This is a genomic window from Marinomonas epiphytica, from assembly GCF_054780655.1.
Genome location: NZ_BAAGVX010000039.1, coordinates 145,597 through 167,902 on the forward strand (window position 1 = coordinate 145,597; position 22,306 = coordinate 167,902).

At 43.1% G+C, this 22,306-nt stretch carries 21 protein-coding genes; 11 read left to right on the forward strand and 10 right to left on the reverse strand.

Annotation, left to right across the window (positions count from 1 at the left end; all coding sequences use genetic code 11):
* The first annotated feature begins 142 nt into the window (after positions 1–142).
* The gene (locus tag ACYVGZ_RS15180) at positions 143–2,332 is read left to right on the forward strand and encodes a bifunctional diguanylate cyclase/phosphodiesterase (RefSeq protein ID WP_460757452.1); all 2,190 of its coding nucleotides are present in this window, start codon (positions 143–145) and stop codon (positions 2,330–2,332) included.
* A 57-nt stretch (positions 2,333–2,389) separates the two neighbouring features.
* Here the strand turns inward: ACYVGZ_RS15180 and ACYVGZ_RS15185 are convergent, their stop codons facing one another.
* From ACYVGZ_RS15185 to ectA, 4 genes are all read right to left on the reverse strand, one after another.
* Positions 2,390–3,832: an aspartate kinase gene (locus tag ACYVGZ_RS15185; RefSeq protein ID WP_460757455.1), complete on the reverse strand. Its 1,443-nt coding sequence runs from the start codon at positions 3,830–3,832 to the stop codon at positions 2,390–2,392.
* Between the two features lie 200 nt (positions 3,833–4,032).
* Positions 4,033–4,422 (reverse strand): ectoine synthase, encoded by a 390-nt coding sequence (locus ACYVGZ_RS15190; RefSeq protein ID WP_460757458.1) that lies wholly within the window; start codon positions 4,420–4,422, stop codon positions 4,033–4,035.
* A 27-nt stretch (positions 4,423–4,449) separates the two neighbouring features.
* Positions 4,450–5,763, reverse strand: a complete 1,314-nt coding sequence (gene ectB / locus ACYVGZ_RS15195; RefSeq protein ID WP_460757460.1) for a diaminobutyrate--2-oxoglutarate transaminase — start codon at positions 5,761–5,763, stop codon at positions 4,450–4,452.
* A 27-nt stretch (positions 5,764–5,790) separates the two neighbouring features.
* On the reverse strand, positions 5,791–6,279 hold the full coding sequence (ectA, locus tag ACYVGZ_RS15200) for a diaminobutyrate acetyltransferase (protein WP_460757463.1): 489 nt from the start codon (positions 6,277–6,279) through the stop codon (positions 5,791–5,793).
* A gap of 351 nt (positions 6,280–6,630) precedes the next feature.
* Here ectA and ACYVGZ_RS15205 point away from each other — a divergent pair, with 351 nt between their 5' ends.
* A complete protein-coding gene (locus ACYVGZ_RS15205; RefSeq protein ID WP_460757466.1) occupies positions 6,631–7,977 on the forward strand; it encodes a sodium-dependent transporter in 1,347 nt (448 codons plus the stop codon).
* A gap of 101 nt (positions 7,978–8,078) precedes the next feature.
* Here the strand turns inward: ACYVGZ_RS15205 and ACYVGZ_RS15210 are convergent, their stop codons facing one another.
* Both ACYVGZ_RS15210 and ACYVGZ_RS15215 read right to left on the reverse strand, forming a co-directional pair.
* On the reverse strand, positions 8,079–8,318 hold the full coding sequence (locus ACYVGZ_RS15210; RefSeq protein ID WP_460757470.1) for a DUF2061 domain-containing protein: 240 nt from the start codon (positions 8,316–8,318) through the stop codon (positions 8,079–8,081).
* A gap of 99 nt (positions 8,319–8,417) precedes the next feature.
* The gene (locus ACYVGZ_RS15215; RefSeq protein ID WP_460757472.1) at positions 8,418–9,272 is read right to left on the reverse strand and encodes a MerR family transcriptional regulator; all 855 of its coding nucleotides are present in this window, start codon (positions 9,270–9,272) and stop codon (positions 8,418–8,420) included.
* 156 nt (positions 9,273–9,428) lie between these two features.
* Here ACYVGZ_RS15215 and ACYVGZ_RS15220 point away from each other — a divergent pair, with 156 nt between their 5' ends.
* The 6 genes from ACYVGZ_RS15220 to ACYVGZ_RS15245 all read left to right on the forward strand — a co-directional run bounded on the left by ACYVGZ_RS15220 (position 9,429) and on the right by ACYVGZ_RS15245 (position 15,798).
* Positions 9,429–10,400: a YbgA family protein gene (locus ACYVGZ_RS15220; protein WP_460757475.1), complete on the forward strand. Its 972-nt coding sequence runs from the start codon at positions 9,429–9,431 to the stop codon at positions 10,398–10,400.
* 9 nt (positions 10,401–10,409) lie between these two features.
* Positions 10,410–11,795, forward strand: coding sequence for a cryptochrome/photolyase family protein (locus ACYVGZ_RS15225; protein ID WP_460757477.1), 1,386 nt, complete (start codon positions 10,410–10,412; stop codon positions 11,793–11,795).
* 162 nt (positions 11,796–11,957) lie between these two features.
* Positions 11,958–12,446 carry a MarR family winged helix-turn-helix transcriptional regulator gene (locus tag ACYVGZ_RS15230; RefSeq protein ID WP_460757481.1) on the forward strand — a complete coding sequence of 163 codons (489 nt, stop codon included), beginning with the start codon at positions 11,958–11,960 and terminating at the stop codon, positions 12,444–12,446.
* A gap of 216 nt (positions 12,447–12,662) precedes the next feature.
* The gene (locus ACYVGZ_RS15235) at positions 12,663–13,661 is read left to right on the forward strand and encodes an ABC transporter substrate-binding protein (protein ID WP_460757484.1); all 999 of its coding nucleotides are present in this window, start codon (positions 12,663–12,665) and stop codon (positions 13,659–13,661) included.
* Positions 13,662–13,730: 69 nt separating this feature from the next.
* Positions 13,731–14,630 carry an ABC transporter permease gene (locus ACYVGZ_RS15240; protein ID WP_460757487.1) on the forward strand — a complete coding sequence of 300 codons (900 nt, stop codon included), beginning with the start codon at positions 13,731–13,733 and terminating at the stop codon, positions 14,628–14,630.
* Entirely contained in the window at positions 14,623–15,798 is a 1,176-nt protein-coding gene (locus ACYVGZ_RS15245) for a quaternary amine ABC transporter ATP-binding protein (RefSeq protein ID WP_460757490.1), read from the forward strand. The genes ACYVGZ_RS15240 and ACYVGZ_RS15245 overlap by 8 nt, the downstream gene beginning before the upstream one ends.
* A gap of 54 nt (positions 15,799–15,852) precedes the next feature.
* On the opposite strand, the gene dapB is transcribed toward ACYVGZ_RS15245, so the two are convergent.
* The 3 genes from dapB to pomA all read right to left on the reverse strand — a co-directional run bounded on the left by dapB (position 15,853) and on the right by pomA (position 18,556).
* Positions 15,853–16,653 (reverse strand): 4-hydroxy-tetrahydrodipicolinate reductase, encoded by an 801-nt coding sequence (dapB, locus tag ACYVGZ_RS15250; RefSeq protein WP_460757493.1) that lies wholly within the window; start codon positions 16,651–16,653, stop codon positions 15,853–15,855.
* Positions 16,654–16,775: 122 nt separating this feature from the next.
* Positions 16,776–17,774, reverse strand: coding sequence for a flagellar motor protein MotB (locus ACYVGZ_RS15255; RefSeq protein ID WP_460757495.1), 999 nt, complete (start codon positions 17,772–17,774; stop codon positions 16,776–16,778).
* Between the two features lie 26 nt (positions 17,775–17,800).
* Entirely contained in the window at positions 17,801–18,556 is a 756-nt protein-coding gene (gene pomA / locus ACYVGZ_RS15260) for a flagellar motor protein PomA (protein ID WP_460757498.1), read from the reverse strand.
* Positions 18,557–18,727: 171 nt separating this feature from the next.
* Here pomA and ACYVGZ_RS15265 point away from each other — a divergent pair, with 171 nt between their 5' ends.
* The 3 genes from ACYVGZ_RS15265 to dxs are packed head-to-tail and all read left to right on the forward strand — an operon-like array spanning position 18,728 to position 21,778.
* Positions 18,728–18,970, forward strand: coding sequence for an exodeoxyribonuclease VII small subunit (locus tag ACYVGZ_RS15265; RefSeq protein WP_460757501.1), 243 nt, complete (start codon positions 18,728–18,730; stop codon positions 18,968–18,970).
* Complete coding sequence (gene ispA / locus ACYVGZ_RS15270; RefSeq protein WP_460757504.1) at positions 18,967–19,848, forward strand: (2E,6E)-farnesyl diphosphate synthase; 882 nt, start codon at positions 18,967–18,969, stop codon at positions 19,846–19,848. The genes ACYVGZ_RS15265 and ispA overlap by 4 nt, the downstream gene beginning before the upstream one ends.
* Positions 19,849–19,897: 49 nt before the next feature.
* Entirely contained in the window at positions 19,898–21,778 is a 1,881-nt protein-coding gene (gene dxs / locus ACYVGZ_RS15275; protein WP_460757507.1) for a 1-deoxy-D-xylulose-5-phosphate synthase, read from the forward strand.
* Positions 21,779–21,804: 26 nt separating this feature from the next.
* Here dxs and ACYVGZ_RS15280 read toward each other — a convergent pair whose 3' ends face one another.
* On the reverse strand, positions 21,805–22,266 hold the full coding sequence (locus ACYVGZ_RS15280) for a GyrI-like domain-containing protein (protein ID WP_460757510.1): 462 nt from the start codon (positions 22,264–22,266) through the stop codon (positions 21,805–21,807).
* Between the last annotated feature and the right edge of the window lie 40 nt (positions 22,267–22,306).

The window sequence follows — 22,306 nt, forward strand, 5'->3', positions numbered from 1 at the left end:
TTTTGTAAAGTGAATTGTGAATTTAAGTTAAAATTAAGGTTTACTAATTTCCTCAAAAAGCAGACCATAGTCTATTATTCCCAATGAGTTATTCATTAGAAATATTTATGACCATGAGACTCAAAGATTCTAGGATAGAAACGTGAGGAACACTCCCAATCATTTGTTTGCCATTGCTTTTGCTCTGATCGCTTTTTTGGTTATATCAGTGACAGGGATCTATTGGACCAAAATATCTAATAACACCATTATTACAGAACAAAAGTTTCTCTTAGGTGGCATTGTTAGGTCGCAAGCATCTGCATTGGAGCGTCGACTTGCTCTGGCTTTCACCTCTGCGCAAATTCTTGCTTTGGATATAGAAAAGCATGGGGGTGATGATAGTCACTTCGATGAGTACGCACGAGATATCCAAGAAGCCATTGGTGGAGTCGAAAGTCTTCAGCTAGCACCACAAGGTATCATTAAGAAAATTTATCCACTTGAAGGCAACGAAACCGCGATAGGGTTAAATATTTTAAAGCATCCTCAGTGGGGAGCGGTAACAAAAAGCGCCATAGAAAGTAAGGAATTAGTACTAATTGGCCCTATGATATTGGTGCAAGGTGGAGAAGCAGTACTAAGCAGATCTCCAATTTTTCTTAATAGGCATACGCCAAACGAAACATTTTGGGGGTTCGCTACCACCGTCATCATGATGAAGCAACTCATTGACTCGACAAATCTAAGAGAGTTAGAAAACGATGGCTACAGTTATCAGTTAGACAGGCAATTTACTCATTCAAATAGCCACTCCATTTTCTTTCGATCCAAGCAACCTCTATCGGAAAGCTACGTCTCAACAGAATTGATATTACCTTCTGGAAAATGGACATTGAAAATTAGCCGAGACCTTTCCGTTTCCATTAATAGCCGAGCCTATATTGGCTATGCCCTGACCTTTACTTTTGCAGTGCTTGCGGCTTTGTTTTTACATTACATGGTGTCTCAACCTGCAAAATTGCGCGAACTCGTCAAAGAAAAAACCAAAGCATTACAAGATATTGCTTATACGGATCCGTTAACGGGCTTGCCAAATCGACGCTACCTAAACGACTACCTCCCTAAAATTCTTCTTAAGAATAAAATTAATCGACAAGCCTCCACCTTTGTTTATTTTGATTTAGATAATTTTAAGCGAATTAATGACACCATAGGACACGACATTGGCGATAGAGTACTTGAGCTTATCGCTTTGCGGCTTAATAGTATTATTCAAGATGATGATAAGATAACTCGTCTAGGTGGGGATGAGTTTGGTTTATTTTTACACAACACCACAGGGCAAGAAAACATCACAGCCATAGCAAAGCAAATTTTAGAAGCTGTGCGAGCCCCTCTAAAAATAGACAATAGAGAGTTCGCATTGACCACTTCATTGGGCATTGCACAGATCCCTAAAGACGGAGACAATTTGGTCAGCATAATGCAAAATGCTGATATGGCTCTGTATCATGCTAAACAAAGGGGTAAAAATAATTTCTCTTTCTACCACTCTGACATGAAAGATCAGGCTATCCTTCTTGCCGCCACTGAAGCAGATCTTGATCACGCTATTACGAATCAAGAATTTGAACTGTATTATCAGCCCCTTTTTAATATTCGCGATCAAAAAATCTATGGGGCTGAAGCTCTAATCCGCTGGAACCACCCTGAACGAGGTTTGTTATTCCCTGACAGTTTTATCGAACTTGCTGAAAGTACTGGGCAAATAGTTGATATCGGATATTGGGTTATTGAACAAGCTATCATGTATTTAGCCAAGCGAAGCTCTTCCAATCAAACAGAGCTCTTGGTTCACGTTAATTTGTCAGCCCTACAGCTGGCAGACCAAACATTAGTATCACAGGTTAGCAAGCTACTTAAGAAGCATTCTGTTCATGCCAACCAGTTAGGGTTTGAAGTAACGGAAACCGCACTTCTGAAAGACAATGAACTTGCCATCAATGCACTACAAGCCTTTAAAGATATGGGGATTTGCATCGCCATTGACGATTTTGGTATTGGCTACTCATCATTAGGCCAGCTCAAAAACTTACCTGTAAACCAGTTAAAGGTTGACCGCAGCTTTATTACTGACATAGAAGATGACCCTAACGACCGAAAAATTGTCGAAGCTATCATTGCCATGAGCCATAAGTTAGGTCTATTGGTTGTGGCCGAGGGCATTGAAAACCAAACACAATGGCAAATGCTCAACGACTTTCAGTGTGATTTCGGGCAAGGTTATCTGATCGGCCGCCCAATCCCTGAAGAAGACTTTACTGCTTTATCAAACCGGCAGGCTCTATAACACAAAAAAACCCTTTAAGATTTCTCTACAAGGGCTTTGTTATAAAGGCCTATACGCTTAAGAAGCTAAGCAAATAGCACTACCATGGTTATGCACTTCAACTAGCTCACGATGCAAACTGCATATCGCTTTATCGTAGTCTTCCTCATCTACAACAAACTGCATATCTACCTGACGCATAGATTGGTGCATTGCCAGAACATTCACATCTTGCTCAGCAATCGCTTTTACTGCTTTTGCCAACATACCAGTCGTTTTCATATCACTGCCTATAGCAGACACAAGCGCCACTTTGCGTTGCGCAATTTCGGCATCAACAAATTTCTTCTGTAGGCACTTCATCACACGCTTAAGGTTTTTCAAGTTTAGCGCTAAATAATGGGTAATTGTATTAGCGTTAATGTCTTTAGCAATAATGTGTACATTAAACTGGTTTAATATATCTAAAATCGCACTGTCGTATTGATCAATGTCACCCGCCATATCCTGATCAAAGACCTCGACAGCAAAGACACCACGACAACCAGCAATAATCTCAACACAAGGAGCATCACTGACATAATCCCCTGTGATCAGAGTTCCCGTGTGCTCAGGTTCAAAGGTATTTTTTACTCGCAGTGGAATATTGCTTTGACGCAGACCTTTAGCCGCTTTAGGGTGAATGGCTTCCATTCCTAGATTGGCCAGTTGATCCGCTACATCATAGTTCGTTCGGCCGATAGGCACTGCTTTATCTTCCCCCACTAGGCGAGGGTCCGCACTACTTAAATGAAACTCTTTATGAATAACCGCTTCGACCGCTTGCGTCAGTACCGCAATGCGGCTAAACGTCATCTCGCTATAACCGCGGTCAAACGTAGACATTAAACCGTTTTCGCTGTGAGCATAGCCTGTCACGATAGGCAATTGTGTCGACAGGTCCACGTCTTTAAAAGCATCAAGGATACGCTCATCTAGAGACATATGGCTTGGACTATTCCAACCTGTCAAATCAACAAATACTGCATTCACACCGTCTCTCTTTAAGAGCGTTGCGGTGTTCCAAGCACTGTGCGCTTCACCAATACTGGCTAGCATTTCGCGTACGGTCGCCAAATGCTCATTGATAGAAAAATGACCATGCTGACATAAACGGTGCAAATCTTCTAAGCACTCTTGCGCTTCTTGCAAACGGCCATGTAAAAACGCATTTGCTTCAATCAACAATTCACCTTGACCAAATAAAGAAGCGTTTATTTCTCGCATTGTCTCTCGTACATCTTGTAATGCACTAGCCCAACGATTTTGCTGGCGGTCTTGAGCAAATAAGGCATAAACACCCGAATCGCCTGTCTTTTTATGTTCAAGTAGTTTGTCCGTAATACCACCATAAGCAGATACAACAAAAGCTCTTTGGTAAACACTATTCTCACGAACAGGCTTAAAAATAATATTATCTCTTACCGACTGGTAGTCACTCATGGACGTACCGCCGATTTTCTCAACTGTATGCTGTCCCATTTCTAACCTAGATATCATGCGGCTAAAGAGGGTACTTCAGCCAAGTTTAAACGTGGCGCTATATTGTCATAAGGCGAGACAAAAATTAAGCACCTTAAAAGTAATTTTAGAGAATACAATAGGTAACACTAATAAGGTGCCCTTTCGCCAAATTTTATACTGGTCTTTCCCCAAAGTGAGCACCCTACACTCTGGCTATTTTAATCAATAAGTTCGTAAGCACCTTCTTTATTGTGAACTTCCTTACCTGTAATCGGCGGGTTAAACACACAAGCCAATTTAAGCTCTTTAAAGGCTCTTAATGTATGAGGATCGTGCTGATCAAGCACATACACCACACCTGGAGTGATCGAGTGTTTTTCGCCTGTCTCACGAGACTCCACTTCACCTTCCCCTGAAATACAATAAACGGACTCCAAGTGATTTTGATAGTGCATGTCAAAATCCTTGCCTTCATAAATAGTTGTTATATGAAATGAGAAGCCCATATTGTCTTCTTTTAGGATCATGCGAGTACTTTCCCAGTTCCCGTCCGGTGACACCACGCGGCGATCGGTTTTTTCACACTCTGCTAAATTACGAGCAAACATTTTACCTCCTTATTAGTAATGTTTTGATTAAATAGCGATATCGTAATCTTCATCAAAATAGCTTTTCGCTTCTGGCATGGTGTCTTCTTTTGCACACACCTCTCGAATGGCTTTCTCAAGAATATCAATGCCTTTTGCTAGATCTTCGTCACTGATAATCAATGGACAAAGGAACTTCACTACTTGGTCGTCTGCTCCTGACGTTTCGATCATAAGGCCGTTTTGAAAACATTTTTGAGTAATTTTGCTCGCTAACTCACCACTCACACAGTTAATACCTCGCATCATGCCTCGGCCTTGTAGTGTGAAATTACCCTCACCAAACTCGTTCACTATTTGTTGAGTACGCTCGTGGATATACTTCCCTTTACGTTGCACTTCTTTGGCAAAATGATCGTCCTTCCAATAATGGTCAATTGCGGCTTTAGCCGTCACAAAAGCCAAATTATTACCTCTAAAAGTACCGTTGTGCTCGCCCGGTTTCCATTCATCAAGTTCAGGCTTCATCAAGACCACAGCAAATGGCAAACCATACCCACTTAGAGATTTAGAAAGAGTGACGATGTCAGGCGTGATACCGGCTTCCTCAAAGCTAAAGAAACTCCCAGTTCGCCCACAGCCTGCTTGGATATCATCGACGATAAGTAACACACCATGTTTCTTACATACCGCTTCTAAATTTCTTAGCCAACTTACACTGGCGGAATTTATTCCCCCTTCACCCTGTACTGTTTCAACAATAACGGCAGCAGGTAGATCTACCCCACTACTAGAGTCAGTCAGGACTTTATCAAGGTATTCTGTTGTTTCAATACCTTCACCTAAGTAGCCGTCAAACGGCACCGTCGACACACATGCCCCTAAACTTGTACCAGCCGCACCGCGGTGATGAGAATTCCCCGTGATAGATAACGCTCCTAAGCTACAGCCGTGAAAACCATTGGTAAAACTGACAATGTTTTCTCTGCCTGTAACGTTACGAGCCAATTTCAATGCAGCTTCTACGGCATTTGTGCCTGTTGGTCCAGTAAATTGCATGACATACTGCAAATCTCTAGGCTTGAGAATGTGGTCATTAAAAGACTCCATAAACTCTCCCTTCGCCTTAGTGTGCAAATCCAGTCCATGAGTGATAGCGTCTTCCATTATGTATTCAACCAGCTTTTCTTTTAATACAGGGTTGTTATGACCATAATTTAATGTGCCTGCCCCTGCTAAAAAGTCGATATAACCTTTTCCACTTTCATCGTATAAGTAAGCGCCTTGGGCACGATGAAACACTCGTGGAAATGAACGGGCGTAAGATTGAACTTCAGATTCTAACTCTTCAAAGATTTTCATTATTTTCTCCGTTTAAAAGTATCTAAATTAAAAAGGGCCAATTTGTACTAAATATTCAGTGTCATGCTGGTGATCAAAATGTTTGGCTTTATCAAACATAACTCGCTCTGTAAGAGGCGCGTTTAAATGGACGGCTAGGCGACGAAATAATGCCCATGAGGCTTCGTTGGAACGAGTAATCGTGGTTTCTAAGAGCTGCACATCTGTGCATGCCTCTCGAGCCAACAGCGCTAGTAACATGCGTAAAGCCAAGCCTTGCCCCCTTGCACTTTCAGCCACCGCCACTTGCCAAATAAACAAACAGTTCTGACGTTTAGGAATCAGGTACCCCGAAATAAAACCTTGTAAGGCGTTATCTCTTTTGGCTGCCACGGACGTGCCATTGAAATGTCCCGCTTGCAGCAAGTTACAGTAGACCGAGTTGCTGTCTAACGGTGCACACGCCTCTACTAGTCGATTTATTGCCATTCCATCCTCAAAACAGGGTTCAACAAGTTTCATTTCACCTAGGTCCATCAAAACACCTCATTAGAACTCAAACATTAAAATATGAAAAAAAAGCCTATTTTTCTCAAAAAAAACCGAAAATTAGTTTGAACTCTAATTAGATTAACAAACCAGGAGTATTTATCAAGAATTAATTAGAACTCTAATCTTTTACGGGAAATTATTTGGTAGGTTTGATTACAGAACCGTCCATCAGAGCCGGTAGAAAAAGAAAAAATAGATAAAAAAACAACAAAAAATGCTTTTTTGTTGCAAAATTCGCTTAAAATCAGGAAAATGCGCGACTTATGTCAAAGAACATAGAACATTTTTCATGCGCCAATTTGGGGCAAAACATTACACCTATAAAAAGAGAGTTCCATGGAAAACAAAACATCAATTCAAGGCTCTTGGGCGAGCCGTTGGATTTTCGTACTAGCTGCAACCGGTTCGGCCGTTGGTCTTGGTAATATTTGGAAGTTCCCCTATATCACTGGCGAAAACGGCGGCGGTGCCTTCGTACTGGTTTACTTAATTTGTATTGCTCTAGTTGGCTTACCGATTATGATGGCGGAAGTCTTTATTGGACGAAGAGCACGCAAGAACCCTGTTAATGCCTTACAGGACGTTGCAGCTGAGTCAGGCCAGTCTAAACACTGGGGAATCATTGGCCTAATCGGCATGCTCTCAGGTGTGTTTATCTTCTCTTTCTACTCTGTTGTGGCTGGTTGGGTATTGCATTACATTAAAGCAATGGCAACTGGAGAAATGGTTAATATTAGCTCTGAAGATGCCGGTAACGCCTTTAACACCTTACTTGCGGACCCTGCAACTATGCTCGGTTGGCATACCCTCTTTAGCATTATGGTACTAGCCGTGGTTATTGCAGGTGTGAATAAAGGTTTGGAACGTGCGACACGCATCATGATGCCAGCACTTTTCTTCTTACTAATTGCGCTACTGGGCTATGCCATGACAACAGATGGCTTTGCACAAGGCTGGGACTTCATGTTCCATTTCGATTTCAGTGAACTGTCTTGGGATGCAGTACTGGTTGCTCTTGGGCACGCTTTCTTTACCTTATCTTTGGGAATGGGCACCATCATGGCTTACGGTTCTTACATGACCAAAAAGTCTTCAATTGGCAGCACGGTTCTAATGGTAGGCACACTTGATACCCTTGTTGCTCTTATCGCTGGATTGGCAATTTTTCCAATCATTTTTGCGAATGGAATGAACCCAGGCGCAGGCCCTGGCTTAATGTTTATTTCTCTGCCTGTTGCGTTTGGTCAAATGGCACTAGGTCAATTCTTCGGCCTGCTGTTCTTTATTCTGGTCGGTGTGGCTGCTTGGACTTCTGCCATTTCTCTTCTAGAACCAACAGTGGCCTACTTAGTTGAGCGTTTCAACCTGACTCGTACTACCGCATCGGTTGCATTAGTCGTTGTTGTTTGGGCTCTGGGGATCGCATGTCTAGGCTCATTCAACTTTATCAGTGATGTTACCTTCTTTGGCAAAAACACATTTGACGCGCTTGATTATCTAACGGCGAATATTATGTTACCGCTAGGTGGTATCTTAATTGCTATCTTTGCAGGTTGGTTCGTTAAGAAACAATACGCTGCTGAAGAGCTCGAAATTTCTGCAACTACTTTCTCTTTATGGAAAGTAGCCATTATGATCATTGCGCCAATTTCAGTCTCTATCGTATTCATTCTTAACCTCTAGTTAATACTTGGTTAAATAACGACAGAAGCCTCAGCAATCACATTGCTGAGGCTTTATTTTTTAAGCCCCGCAGAAAGGAAGAAAAGCATCATCGATAGCATTTAAATGGATTTTAGAGCATAGCTTTCACTTACGGATGCGATCATACTGCCCATGGCATTTCGACTTTTGGCTTTTTCAAAACTAGCCCATATTTTCTCATGAAAAAAGAAGGCCACCGTATTCACGGCGGGCTCTACAATGGCAACCAAGCCACCCACGACGAAACTGCCTGTTAATAAATAAGCTACCGTAAAAGCAATAGAAAAGTGCATCGCGGCAAAAGTCATCGTTTTCATCATCACTGTCTCTCCAAATCTCTTCAAATTATCAACAAGATTAATCAGAATCAGAAAAACAATAAAATAAATTAATGTGAATATTTCAATAGATATTATCTATTACCGACAATTTTCCAACACGCCTGATATTTCAGCTAGATTAAACTGCGCCATGAGATGTAATTGCTCTGGCAAGACAATGCCCTTTTCCTTAACAAGGAGCCACAGGTTTGGGCTTACTAAGACTAAATGCTTATTACTAACTTGCAGATAAGACAGCAGGGGCTCTAGCCCCTTATCATTTAAAAGATCGCATAAGAGCACACTGGTAGTCACATCAACCTTCTTCAATAAGGATAGGCAAGAAGCTAGGTCACTAAGGTTCGGCATAACCAATGTAGCACTTCCTTGGTCTTCCAGAACAGCAGCGGTTAGCAAACAAAGAAAGCTTTTTTCACTGCCACAACTGGTAATTAAAAGCTGATTAGACTTGGCTGATGCATTAACAAATCGCCCAAGACGTTTTGTTAATGCCTGCGCTAGAAGCCCTTCACAAACAATTTTTTCAGCTCCGACAAGGCGCTCTACAACCGGTAGCAACCAACTCTCAGCGTATGTGAGTGCTGGATATTGAGAAGATACCTGTTTATACAGTTGCTCAACTTTGTCTATATGACAGTCTACTACAGCTTGGATCAGTACCTCTTGGTACTTCACCCATTGCTCACTCACAGGAACGGAAGAAGTTTCACTTTGCAATAATGCTCGAACCTTGCTTACCGCTACCCCCTGTTGAATCCAATATAAAATACTCTCAACTAACTGAATGTCTTGTTCACTGTATAAGCGGTGCCCTTTATCCGTCCTTTGGGGTTTTAATAAGCCATATCGTCTTTCCCATGCACGTAAGGTCACGGTATTCACCCCAGTACGGAGGGATAGTTCTCTTATTGGAAAAAGGCCTTCAGTATTCATACATGCTCATCATTTTTTAAGAATTCATACACTTAATTTATTTATACAAAATTTATTTTGTATAAATATTTGATTTCTTTCTTATACAGAGCTATAAGTTGTACAACATAAAAAGTTATACACACATAGCTTTCGTATAAGTATTAGGAGAATCTCATGATCTACTCTTTAAAACAACAAAATAAAAAAATCCCAGTCGGCATTAGTGCCTGCCTTGTTGGAGATAATGTTCGTTTCAATGGAGGCCATAGCCGATCTTCTTTCTGCACTAACGATCTTGCTGATTTTTTTGAATACCAGAAGTTTTGTCCAGAAATGGCTGCGGGGTTCGACTCTCCAAGACCCAGCTTACGATTAGAGGGAGACCCAAATAGCCCACGCATGGTTTTTTCGAAAAACTCAGAGCAAGACGTGAGTGGGGTCTTTTTGTCTGCTTCCACCCCTTACATTGATACCTTAAGTCACCTTGATGGCTATATTCTGATGAAGAAATCGCCAAGTTGCGGCTTAGAACGTATCAAGGTCTATCAAGAAAATGGGCATCCACATATGCAACGCACACAAGGACTTTTTACCCAGGCGCTTCAAAAGCGATTTCCCCTGTTACCCATGGAAGAGGAAGGTCGCTTAAACGATCCGAGATTAAGAGAAAACTTTATTTTACGGGTTTTCACTCATCATGATTATCGTCAGAGCATTGGAGACACCCCAAGCATGCATAAATTAATCAACTTCCATAGTCGATACAAGTACACTGTGATGGCTCATTCTCAAAGCACTTACAAAGCATTAGGAAAACTACTTAGTGGACAAGATATACGACCAGTTGAGCAGATTGCAGACGATTACTTTACTCAATTAATGACCTGCCTATCGACACCTGCGAACCGTAAAAATCACTGCAATGTCCTTATGCACTTGGTCGGTTACTTAAAACGTCAAGTCGATGTGGGAGTTCGCCAAGACATTCTTAACGTGGTGGAGCAATACCGCCGTGGAGAAGTCAACCTAGCCACCCCTATGACCTTGTTACACCATTACCTGAAACAATATGGCAGTCGTTACATCAATCAACAAAGTTACTTTATGCCCTACCCAGCAACCTTAGGGATAAGAAATCAAATTTAAGGAGTCAATATGATTTGTGATGCTGTATGGCTCAGAAACGACTTAAGGCTAGTCGATAACCCTGCCCTATTTTATGGGCAGCAAGCTGGCAATATTCGCGTAGTAATTATAACCAGTCATAAGCAGTGGAAGGAGCACCATGAGTCTGAGGCCAAAACAGCCTTAAGGTTAAACTTAATTAATGAGCTTGCAGCTAAGCTTGCTCAAAAAGGTATCCCTTTATCAATCATAGAAGAGGTCGATTTCTCTCATACCGATAAAGCTCTTGGTAATTTTTGTCACGAATTTGGTATCAAGCGTCTGTGGTATAACCAAGAAACGCCTCTTGATGAGCAAAAACGTGATCACCGCGTGCAGGCGACTCTTTCTCTGCAGGGAGTTGAGTGCTGCCCGCAGAGTGTTGACCTAATGGTACCCACTAAACTCTACAACCAGCAGGGCAACCCCTTTCAGGTGTTCACTCCTTTTTATAAACGATGGTTAACCCTATTACAATCGCAGGATTGTATACCATTGGAGGAGCCGCAAAATCAAGCTGCTCCCATCACATCCCCCCTCCTCTCTACCCTTGACAATGAAGAGTATCGCGAAGACTTATGGCCAGCGAATTTTGTCCATATTCGACAGCGCTTATGGCATTTCTGTCACCACAAAGAAAACCAGTATTCAGCGACTCGAGATTTTCCAGCTACAGCCGGCACTAGCTCTTTATCTCCGTATTTTGCACTTGGGGCTATTGGGCCCAGGCAATGCCTTGAAGCCATCCAATACAATTGCGAACAGCAGTGTAATATCTGGCAACACAGCATCTGGCTCAAAGAGCTTGCTTGGAGAGATTTCTATCGGCAATTAATGTGGCACTTTCCTAATTTGTGTAAAGAAAAACCATTTAAACCTGCTACACAACAGATCATTTGGCACTCTGATGAAAGCCAATTCACAGCTTGGTGCCAAGGTAAAACAGGCTTCCCCATTGTGGACGCCGCCATGAGACAACTGAACCAAACAGGATGGATGCATAATCGGCTACGTATGATTTGCGCCAGTTTCTTTTGTAAACTACTCTTTCACGATTGGCGTCAAGGTGAAAAATACTTTATGTCTAAATTGATCGATGCTGATTTTGCTTCTAACAACGGTGGCTGGCAATGGAGTGCATCTACTGGTTGTGATGCCGCCCCTTATTTTCGTGTTTTCAACCCGACCAGACAATCGCAAACCTATGATCCAAACGGCGATTTTATAAAACGTTTTTTGCCTGAGCTGGCCTCTTTAGATGCAAAGAGCATTCACGACCCAAACGACAAACAACGCCAACAGTTGGGCTACCCCGTGCCCATCATCGATTATAAGTCAGCAAGAGCTTCGGCCATTGCCACGTTTGCCGACTTATAACTTGGTGTAAAGAATCCGCAAGATTAAACTGGACACGAAACAAGTACTTTGAGCTATAATATTAGATTAATCATGCTTACACCTGCTGGATTTTTAATAGAATTAAAACCCGCAGTCTGAGCAACAAGATATTAGAATTCAAATTTTTAGGCTCCAAGTATTATGTCAAACCCTCAACATTTACATGATGTACTTGTGCATCTAAGACGCATTATTCGTGCGACAGATTTACAATCAAAACGGGTTGTAAAAGCATGCGGCTTAACCATACCTCAAATAATGGTTTTGCGTTCAATAGAAGAGTTGGGGGACGTAACTGTTAGGCGCATATCGGACAGCGTGTCTCTTAGCCAAGCGACGGTTACCACCATTTTAAACCGTCTTGAAGACAGAAAATTTGTAGAACGCGTTAAAGCACAAAAAGACAAACGTATTGTGAATGCACGCTTAACCGAAGTAGGGCGTACTATTTTGGATACCGCTCCGCCATTAATGCATGAAAAATTTATTTCTGAGTTTGAATCTTTGGCCGAGTGGGAACAAACCCAAATGCTTTCCTCTCTGCAAAGAATCGCCATGATGATGGACGCAGAAAGTATCGATGCCGCTCCATTGCTAGACATTAATTCTCCTCATTCCTATCCAGCTTAACCACCAAGAGGCCTTTTCATCTCACAAAAGGCCTCTTTTCGCTCTCACTTTTTCGTCACAAATTCCTAGATTACACTTTTTTTGCGTGTTTATTTCTTGCAATGAGCTGTAACTTTTGTTTAAAAACATTTGTACTATAAATATTAGAGGTATAAACTAAATAAGATTTGAGAACTAATGAATATACTTTTCCCCACATACTAAGGAATTGACACCATGCAATTTAAAACCCTTTCAGCGCTGGCTTTAACGCTATCCGCTTCATCTGCTTTTGCCGCCGACTGCGGTACAGTACAAATCGCAGACATGAACTGGAAATCGGCCTCATTGATTGCAAACATTGACAAATTCATCCTAGAACACGGTTACGATTGTGACACCGAACTCGTTCCAGGCGACACTATGCCAACGGGTACTTCAATGATTGAAAAAGGTGAACCTGATATCGCTCCTGAACTTTGGTCAAATGCCCTTAAAGACGCACTAGAGCGTGGTATCGCTGAAAACCGTCTGACCAAAGCAGGACAATCTTTGTCTGATGGCGGTGAAGAAGGTTTTTGGGTACCAGCCTATATGGTTGAAGAAGATCCTTCTATGGCAACCATTGAAGGCATTTTGAAGCGTGCTGAAGAATTTCCACACCCTGAAAGTAAGGACGTTTCTGGCTTTTACGGCTGCCCTGCTGGTTGGAACTGCCAAATTTCCACCAACAACCTTTTCCGTGCTCTTAAATTAGGTGAAGCAGGGTTTGAATACGTTGATCCAGGTTCTGCAGCTGGCCTAGCAGGTTCATTAAGCCGCGCTTACGAACGCAAAGAACCTTGGTTTGGTTATTACTGGGCTCCAACAGCACTATTAGGTAAGTATGAAATGGTTAAGGTAGATTTCGGCTCAGGTGTCGACCTTGACATGTTTACAAGCTGTATCACTCAGGAAGATTGTTTAGAGCCGAAAGCGACTATGTACCCACCTTCTCCTGTAGACACAGTGACTACTGTAGAGTTCGCAAACAGAGCACCAGAGGCATTTGAGTACTTGTCAAAACGCTCTTTTGCTAACGATGATATGAACCAGATCCTTGCTTGGATGGAAGACAATCAAGCAGACGGTCAATTTGCTGCAGAAAACTTCATGTTCAACCAAGAAGACATTTGGTCTGCTTGGGTAAGTGATGAAGCCAAAGCAAAATTGGTAGAAGCACTCGATAACCTTTAATTTTTATTGCTACAAAGCCGCACAGTCACTGTGCGGCTGATTTTTCTTCGCTACAACGGTTTACAATTTATGGCAAACGCTTCATGGTTGACTGAATTCCCCGACATGAGTCGCAGGGAACTACTCAGTGTTAGACAAACTCTTGATAACGCATATCGTAATTTTTCTCGTGAATATGGGGATACAATTGAGTCCTTATTTGACCCTCTCCTTAGCTTCTTAGTCTGGTTTGAAGACCTACTAATCAGCACGCCTTGGTGGCTTGTTTTAGGGGCCATTGTAGGCTTAGTCTATTTTGCCTCACGCTCTTGGAAACTTTGTCTTGGTGTGACTGCCTCTCTCCTCGCCATTGGCTACTTTGGTATGTGGGAAGACACCATGCGTACTTTAAGTATCATTACAGTTTGTACGCTTATGTCGATTATTATTGGGATTCCGATAGGAATTTGGATGGCTCGCTCTGACCGAGTGAGATCAATCGTCACCCCACTACTGGACGTCATGCAGACCATGCCGGCATTCGTTTATTTAATTCCTGTGGTTATGCTACTAGGAATAGGTAAAATTCCTGGAGTGATCGCCGTAATTATTTACGCTATTCCCCCAGTGATCCGACTCACTAACCTAGGTATTCGCTTGGTTAATAAAGAAACCCTTGAGGCAGCAACGGCTTATGGGGCAACACCAACGCAACGACTATTCGGCGTACAACTTCCTTTGGCCATGCCGACCATTATGGCAGGCATTAACCAAACCATCATGATGGCTCTTGCCATGGTAGTGGTTGCTTCCATGATAGGCGTTAAGGGGTTAGGACAGCCAGTTTTGAAGTCCATCACTAACCAATACTTTACCCTTGGCCTATTAAATGGTCTCGCCATTGTGGCACTAGCGATTATTTTTGACCGTGTCTCTCAGACCTATGCAAAGCGAGCTCAAAAACATTTAGAAGGGTCTGGACATGAGTAACGTAAAAGACGAAACATTAATTGAAATTGAAGGCCTATACCAAATTTTTGGTAATACGCCTGAGAAAATTTTACCGAAAGTAAAAGCCGGTGAATCTAAGGATGATATACTGGCTCAAACAGGCCACACTGTTGGCCTGCAAGATATTAACTTACAAGTTAAACGTGGAGAAATCTTCGTGATCATGGGGCTTTCAGGCTCTGGTAAGTCTACCTTAATTCGTCACTTTAACCGTTTGATTGACCCAACTGCAGGTAAAATCATGGTAGAAGGCGAGAACATCATGGATTTGTCTCTAAAAGATCTAACGACTTTTAGACGCCACAAAATGGCCATGGTATTCCAAAACTTTGGTTTAATGCCCCACCGTTGCGTACTTGATAACGTCGGCTACGGGCTACTGATCAAGGGTGAAAAGAAAGCGCAATGGAAACCCAAAGCTTTAGACTGGCTGGAAACCGTTGGTCTGTCTGGCTATGAAGATCAGTACCCTTCTCAGTTGTCGGGTGGACAACAACAAAGGGTTGGTCTAGCGCGCGCGCTGTGTACCGATGCAGAAATTTTGCTGATGGACGAAGCCTTCTCTGCGTTAGACCCACTGATCCGAAGCGAAATGCAAGATCAGTTGATAGAGTTACAAGAAAAACTAGAAAAAACTATTATTTTCATTACCCACGATCTTGATGAGGCACTGCGTATTGGTGACCGTATCGCGGTATTGAAAGATGGTAAGTTAGTACAAGTAGGTCGACCTGTCGATATTGTATTAGACCCAGCGGATGATTACGTGCGTGAATTTGCTAAGGACGTAAACCGCGCCCGAGCATTAACCACACAGACAGTCATGACCCCTTGTGTCAATATAATTAACGGCTCCAGCGTTGCAGACGCGAGAGCACAGATTAAAGACCCTGATCAAGCGTTAGTTGTGTTCACTAACAGTGAATACCAAGGTGTGCTAACAACGGACAATCTAACAGGCCAATCAGACGATGCTTTACTTGAAGCCCTGTATACGAAAACCCCAACAGTATCACTGTCAACGCCACTACAAGACGTTGTGCCTTTAGCCTTAGTTAACTCTCTACCTCTACCTGTTATCAGCAAACAAGGTGAGTTGGTAGGCCTTGTTAAACCCGAGTCTTTGGCTCAGGTGCTCAACAATTAGCAAAAAAAAGCGGTTGCTTGTCCAGCAACCGCTTTTTCATGTTCAGACTAATCGTTACTTAAGATTCAAAACATCTTGCATGTCATACATGCCGGCTTCTTTGCCTTCAAGCCATTTTGCGGCTCTCACCGCACCTTTTGCAAAGGTCATTCGACTACTGGCTTTGTGAACAATTTCAATCCGCTCACCTTCGGTTGCAAACCAAACACTGTGCTCGCCTACTACATCACCAGCCCGAATGGTTTCAAAGCCAATTTCTTTCTGAGTACGAGCCCCAGTTTGCCCTTCACGACCATAAACAGCACACTCTTTTAAATCTCTGCCTAACGCTTCTGCAACAACTTCACCCATACGTAGCGCAGTCCCTGAAGGGGAATCAACTTTGTGTCTATGGTGGGCTTCAACCACCTCAACATCATAATCGTCACCTAAAATCTGAGCAGCAGTGGCCAATAATTTTAACGTTAAATTAACACCGACACTCATGTTAGGTGCAAACACTACAGGGGCCTGTTTTGCTGACTCATTCAGAGCGGCCTTTTCTTGTTCGGTTAAACCTGTTGTGCCAACAACAATGGCTTTTCCATGCTGAGCACAAAACTGAGCATTTTTAAGCGTTAATGAAGGAGAAGTAAAGTCAATTAAAACATCGAAGTCGGCAACACAATCCGAAAGCGTTGCTACCGCACTTACGCCCATTTTACCCAGTCCTGCTATTTCACCGGCATCCGCACCGATTAAACTACTACCCGGTTTGACAATAGCCGCTCCAAGGGAAACTTCTGGCAAGTCCGACACTGCTAAAATTAAGTTTTTACCCATGCGCCCAGATGCGCCGATCACCGCTACTCGCATTTCTATACCCCCACTAAAATTTTGCCACAAGATACCAAAATTCCACTCAAAACTCAGCTTTTATCCAACTCTAGAAACGAAAAAAGAGACTCAAGGTCTCTTTTTAGTCGTTAACAGCAAGTTTAAAAAATTTCGTTAGGCGCTAGATCAAAGCTGTCAGCATCCAAACCTAGCTCTTCGAAATCTAATAAACCATCGTCATCCACGACACCTGGCTGAACAATAGGCCGTGATAAATCATTCTGTTTAATCACAATATCTACACGCCTATTAGTTGCTCTGTTAGCACTGCTGTTATTCGGCACCAAAGGACGAGTATCAGCATAGCCTGTCACAGCAAAGCGACTTTCATCTAGCTGACCCGTTGCAAACAGCTCCTCTGCAACCGCAATAGCACGCGCTGATGACAACTGCCAGTTAGAACGAAAACGCGGACTATCAATAGGAATATTATCCGTATGCCCTTCAACGGCAATCGTGCCTTCAATGCCTATCAAAACATCTCTAACGACATTAATAATAGGAATAAAGTCGTAATTAAGCTCGGCAGAGCCTGATTCGAACGAGCCCTTATCTTTCAATCGAATCGTAATGGTTTGCTCTTGAGTCTCTACTTCTACAGTACCTTTAGAAATTTCTTCTCGCAAAACAGACGATATTTGCTGAGCATCTTCTTCGGTCTGTTGAATTTGTTGTTCACGAGCCAAATCGGCACTGGACTTATCCACAAAAGTACTTGGCGATTGGGAACCAGCCCCATCTTTTTCATTTAACTCAGCCGAATCCGGTCGGCATAGCACTTCTAAGGTGTTCTCTGGCGTATCGTCCGACTTTTGCCTAACCTCATTAATCGGTGTAGGCTCTGGGCGTCCAGGGCTAAATTCTTGGGCAATAATCGAGGTACCCATTGGAATAGCTTCCGCTTCTATTTGCTTTTGCACACCAAAAGCTGCACGCATTGACCCTGCAATTTGCTTAAACTTAAGCACATCCATTTCTGCAAAGGACAACAACAGTACAAAGAAACACATCAGCAACGACATTAGGTCGGCGAATGTCCCCATGTAGGCGGGCAAGCCTTCTATACATTCGGGGCAATCCGGTTCTTCTTCTTCGCTCATCTCGTAATCCGCTTACTACAACAATATTATTCGCGCTCAACGCGCTTTTTCTCGGCGATGTAAGTTTTCAATACGCCATCGAGTACCCTTGGGTTTTGCCCTGCTTGAATGGCTAATAAGGCATCCAGTATCAGCTGCTGACACAAAAGCTCTTCATTAGCACGATTTTTCAGCTTTGACTCCAATGGCAAGGCCACCATATTAGCTAAAATAGCACCATATAGTGTGGTTAAAAGGGCTACGGCCATGGCAGGCCCAATGGACTTCGGGTCGTCCATGTTCGCCAACATCTGTACCAGACCGACCAGCGTACCAATCATGCCCATTGCAGGTCCGGTATCACCTAAGGCTTTAAAGATTTTGGCCCCCTCATCGTGACGGGTAAATGCCATTTTCATGTCTTTTGACATTTGCGCGCGAACTACAGTGCCATCTTGCCCATCCACCAGCATCTGGATCCCTTTTGATAAAAATGGATGGCTTACCTCCTTCCCCTCTAAAGACAATAGTCCGCCTTTACGGGCCTCATCGGCTAAGCCATAAATTTCATCAATTAAGGTATCCATTGGCACACTTTTAAACATAAAAGCTTTACCAACTACTTTACCTGCCCCTAGAAACTGCTTAAGTGGGTATTGCATCAGTACTACAAACGTCGACCCTATCAAAACGATCAAAATCGAAGCTGGGTCAACGAACATCCCTGCCGAGCCACCTAACAAGATGGCCATTAAGACAATCACAAATGAGCCTACGAGCCCAATCAGCGTTGCGATATCCACACACGTCTCCTACCAAAAAAGCTATAATATGACACTATACGCACCATATTATACGAAACTATGAACAAGACTAAGAACTTACGCATAAAAATTTGTAACTTTCTCTTCCTTCTGCTCGAAGAGTTTGGTGTTTTCTGTTAAAAACATGGGTAAAAATTCGAGAGCCGTTTTATGTCTAGAAAAACCAGTGTTCGTCATTTCGAGGACAACCTCGCTGAACTTGACTCAATCGTTAACCAATTGGAATCTAATCAACTGTCCTTAGAAGAAGCTTTAAAGGCTTTTGAGAAGGGCGTAAAGCTTAGCCAAGACTGCCAGGCTGTTCTCACTACAGCCGAACAAAAAGTCCAAATCTTACTCAAAAAGCAAGATGGGGAGCATTTAGAAACTTTTGACCCGGAAAACCACTCGTGACCCTCGATACCTTTTCAACCTACGCTCGAAATCGAGTAGATGATTATTTGAAGCAAGCTCTTAGCCAATACACGCCCGCCAAGGACCTGCAAATAGCTATGGAATACAGCTTATTCAACGGTGGTAAGAGAGTAAGACCCATGCTTACCTATGCAGCCGCTTCATTATTTACCAAGGAAACGTCTTTAACAGACGCATGCGCGGCAGCCATTGAAGCCATCCATGCTTACTCTCTGGTTCATGACGACTTGCCTGCAATGGACGATGACGACTTACGCCGAGGAAAGCCTACTTGTCATATTCAATTTGATGAAGCAACTGCGATTCTCGCAGGTGACGCTCTACAGACATTTGCTTTTGAATTGCTAAGTAAGCCTGAACTGAATCAAAGCCAAAATCAGTTACTTTTGATTCAAGAGCTCAGTAAGGCGTCTGGCAGACACGGCATGGTAACAGGACAAATGATCGATTTAAGTCATGTAGGTGAAAATATTAATATCAATACGCTTGAAGAAATGCATCAACATAAAACCGGCGCATTAATTAAAGCCAGCGTTAGAATGGGGGCTTTAAGTGTTGCTCAACCTAACACCAAAGAACTGACCGCCTTAGACCGTTATGCAAATGCAATCGGCTTAGCTTTCCAAGTGCAAGATGACATTATCGACATTACCAGTGACACCCAAACACTAGGAAAAAACCAATTCTCAGACGCTGAATCTAACAAGCCAACCTACCCTAAATTATTAGGGCTTGCAGGCGCTCAGAAGCTAGCTAACGAGCTAAATCAAGAGGCAATGGATGCCATTTCTTCCTTTGGGGAAAAAGCGACTCCGTTAATAGAGCTAGCAAACTATATTATTGGTCGCAACCACTGATATACTTAGTTCCTTTTAGATAGATTATTTTTTCATACAACTGGTGCCCATGTTCGAGACTATCCCAACTACACGCCCTGATACACCATTACTAGATCAGGTAAACTCGCCTGCTGATTTACGTGAATTTAAAAAGAATCAGCTTCCTCAGCTAGTGAGAGAGCTACGCGAGTTCATGTTATACAGTGTTGGCCAAACTGGTGGGCATTTTGGTGCAGGACTAGGAGTCGTTGAACTCACTGTCGCACTACACTATTTGTACAACACTCCAGAAGATAGAATTGTTTGGGACGTGGGTCATCAAGCCTACCCTCACAAAATCCTCACAGGGCGACGTGAAGCACTCTTAAGTATACGCCAAGAAAACGGCATTTCAGGTTTCCCTAAACGTGAAGAAAGTCCCTTCGACACTTTTGGCGTAGGTCACTCCAGTACTTCCATTGGTGCAGCCTTAGGTATGTCTCTCGCTGCACGACAGTTAAATTCTGGCCGTAAGGCGGTTGCCGTTATTGGCGATGGTGCCATGTCAGCAGGTATGGCCTTTGAAGCATTAAACCACGCTGGTGATGTCAAAGCCGACATGCTAGTCATTCTTAATGACAATGAGATGTCCATATCAAAGCCCGTTGGCGCACTCTCTAGTTATTTCGCCCGCCTATGGGCAAGCAAGACTTATGATTCTATTCGAGAAGGCAGCCGGAAAGTCTTTTCTGGGCTCCCTTCTGCATTAGAACTGGCCAGAAAAGCCGAAGAGCATATGAAAGGTATCGTGTCTCCTGGCATGATGTTCGAAGAATTGGGCTTTAACTACATTGGTCCTATCGACGGACATGACCTCGATCATTTGGTTACCACTATCTCCAATTTACGAGACCGCTCTGGCCCTCAGTTTTTGCACGTTATTACCAAAAAAGGCAAAGGCTTTGAACCTGCAGAAGGAGACCCTATTGGCTACCATGCTATCAACAAGGTGGAACCCGACCCAAAGCCCTTGGCTCCTAAAAACTCTAAACCCAAATACTGTAATGTTTTTGGACAATGGATATGTGATTCAGCGGCAGTGGATGAAAAACTGGTTGCCATCACACCTGCCATGAAAGAGGGCTCCGACTTAATTGATTTTGCCGAACGTTATCCTCAGCGGTATTTCGATGTCGCCATTGCAGAGCAACACGCAGTCACCCTAGCCGCAGGCATGGCTTGTGACGGGCTCAAGCCTGTGGTCGCTATCTACTCGACTTTCTTACAAAGGGCCTATGACCAATTAATTCACGATGTAGCACTGCAAAACCTTGATGTTTTATTTGCCATCGACCGTGCTGGCCTAGTAGGTGAAGACGGTCCTACCCATGCGGGAGCTTACGACTTAAGTTATTTGCGCTGTATTCCCAATATGCTGGTAATGGCCCCTTCCGATGAAGACGAATGCCGCAAGATGCTACAAACAGGCTACCAGTATGCTGGCCCTGCAGCTGTTCGTTATCCTAGAGGAACTGGCCCTGGCGTCACCCTTTCCAAAGAGCTTGAGGTGATCCGTATCGGTCAGTCAAGAACACTTAGAACAGGCCAGTCAGGTATCGTTATTTGTGCGTTTGGCCGTCCTACTTATGATGCCCTAGCAGCCGCTGATAAGCTGGATGCCAGCCTGATAGATATGCGTTTCGTGAAACCCATTGATGAAGAATGCTTAAATGCTCACTTAAATGCCAAGTTAATCGTCACGGTTGAAGAGAACGCCATTATGGGTGGCGCTGGGTCTGCGGTGGCCGAATACCTTACGTCACAAAACGCCTCCACTCCCATTTTGATACTTGGCTTACCCGATCAATACGAAGAGCATGCTAGCCATAGTGCCATGTTAAAACGAGCGGGGCTGGACGCCGTGGGTATTGAAGCGGCCATCAAGAACAAGCTTAATGGCCTACCTTAGAAGGTTAACTCAAGACAAGTTAGCCTCTAACTTGTCTTGAGTTTCACTGAAATATAGATAACCACTGTATTAGGGCTCGTGTAGTACTCGAAATCCACTGAGAAATTGCGTTCGTATCGACAGTCCTTTTGATTAAAGTAATCCCAAACCTTTTGCCAAACAGCAACAACCACATGGGGCATTGTCCCTTTTCCAGAAAAGGTTAAATAGTTTCCTGCGGGAATATGCAGTTTTTGCAAGGCCTGACCCTGTTGGTCACGAGAGGAAGAAGCGCCGACAAAGACAGAGTAACCTGATTTATGTTCGGTATCATAATCATGGTAAACACCATACATTCTATCACCTTGGGAAAAGTCGACTTTGACACGTTTCAAGTAGGTTTGATGCAGACTTTTAATAGACTCTACTTTAGGGCTTAATTCCCCTCCTGCAGATAACCTTTTGCCCATACCCAACAAACTCATTGCTTGTCGATGCACTAACAGCATGTTTCCTCCTAGGCACTTCAAATATAATCAACAAAATCCA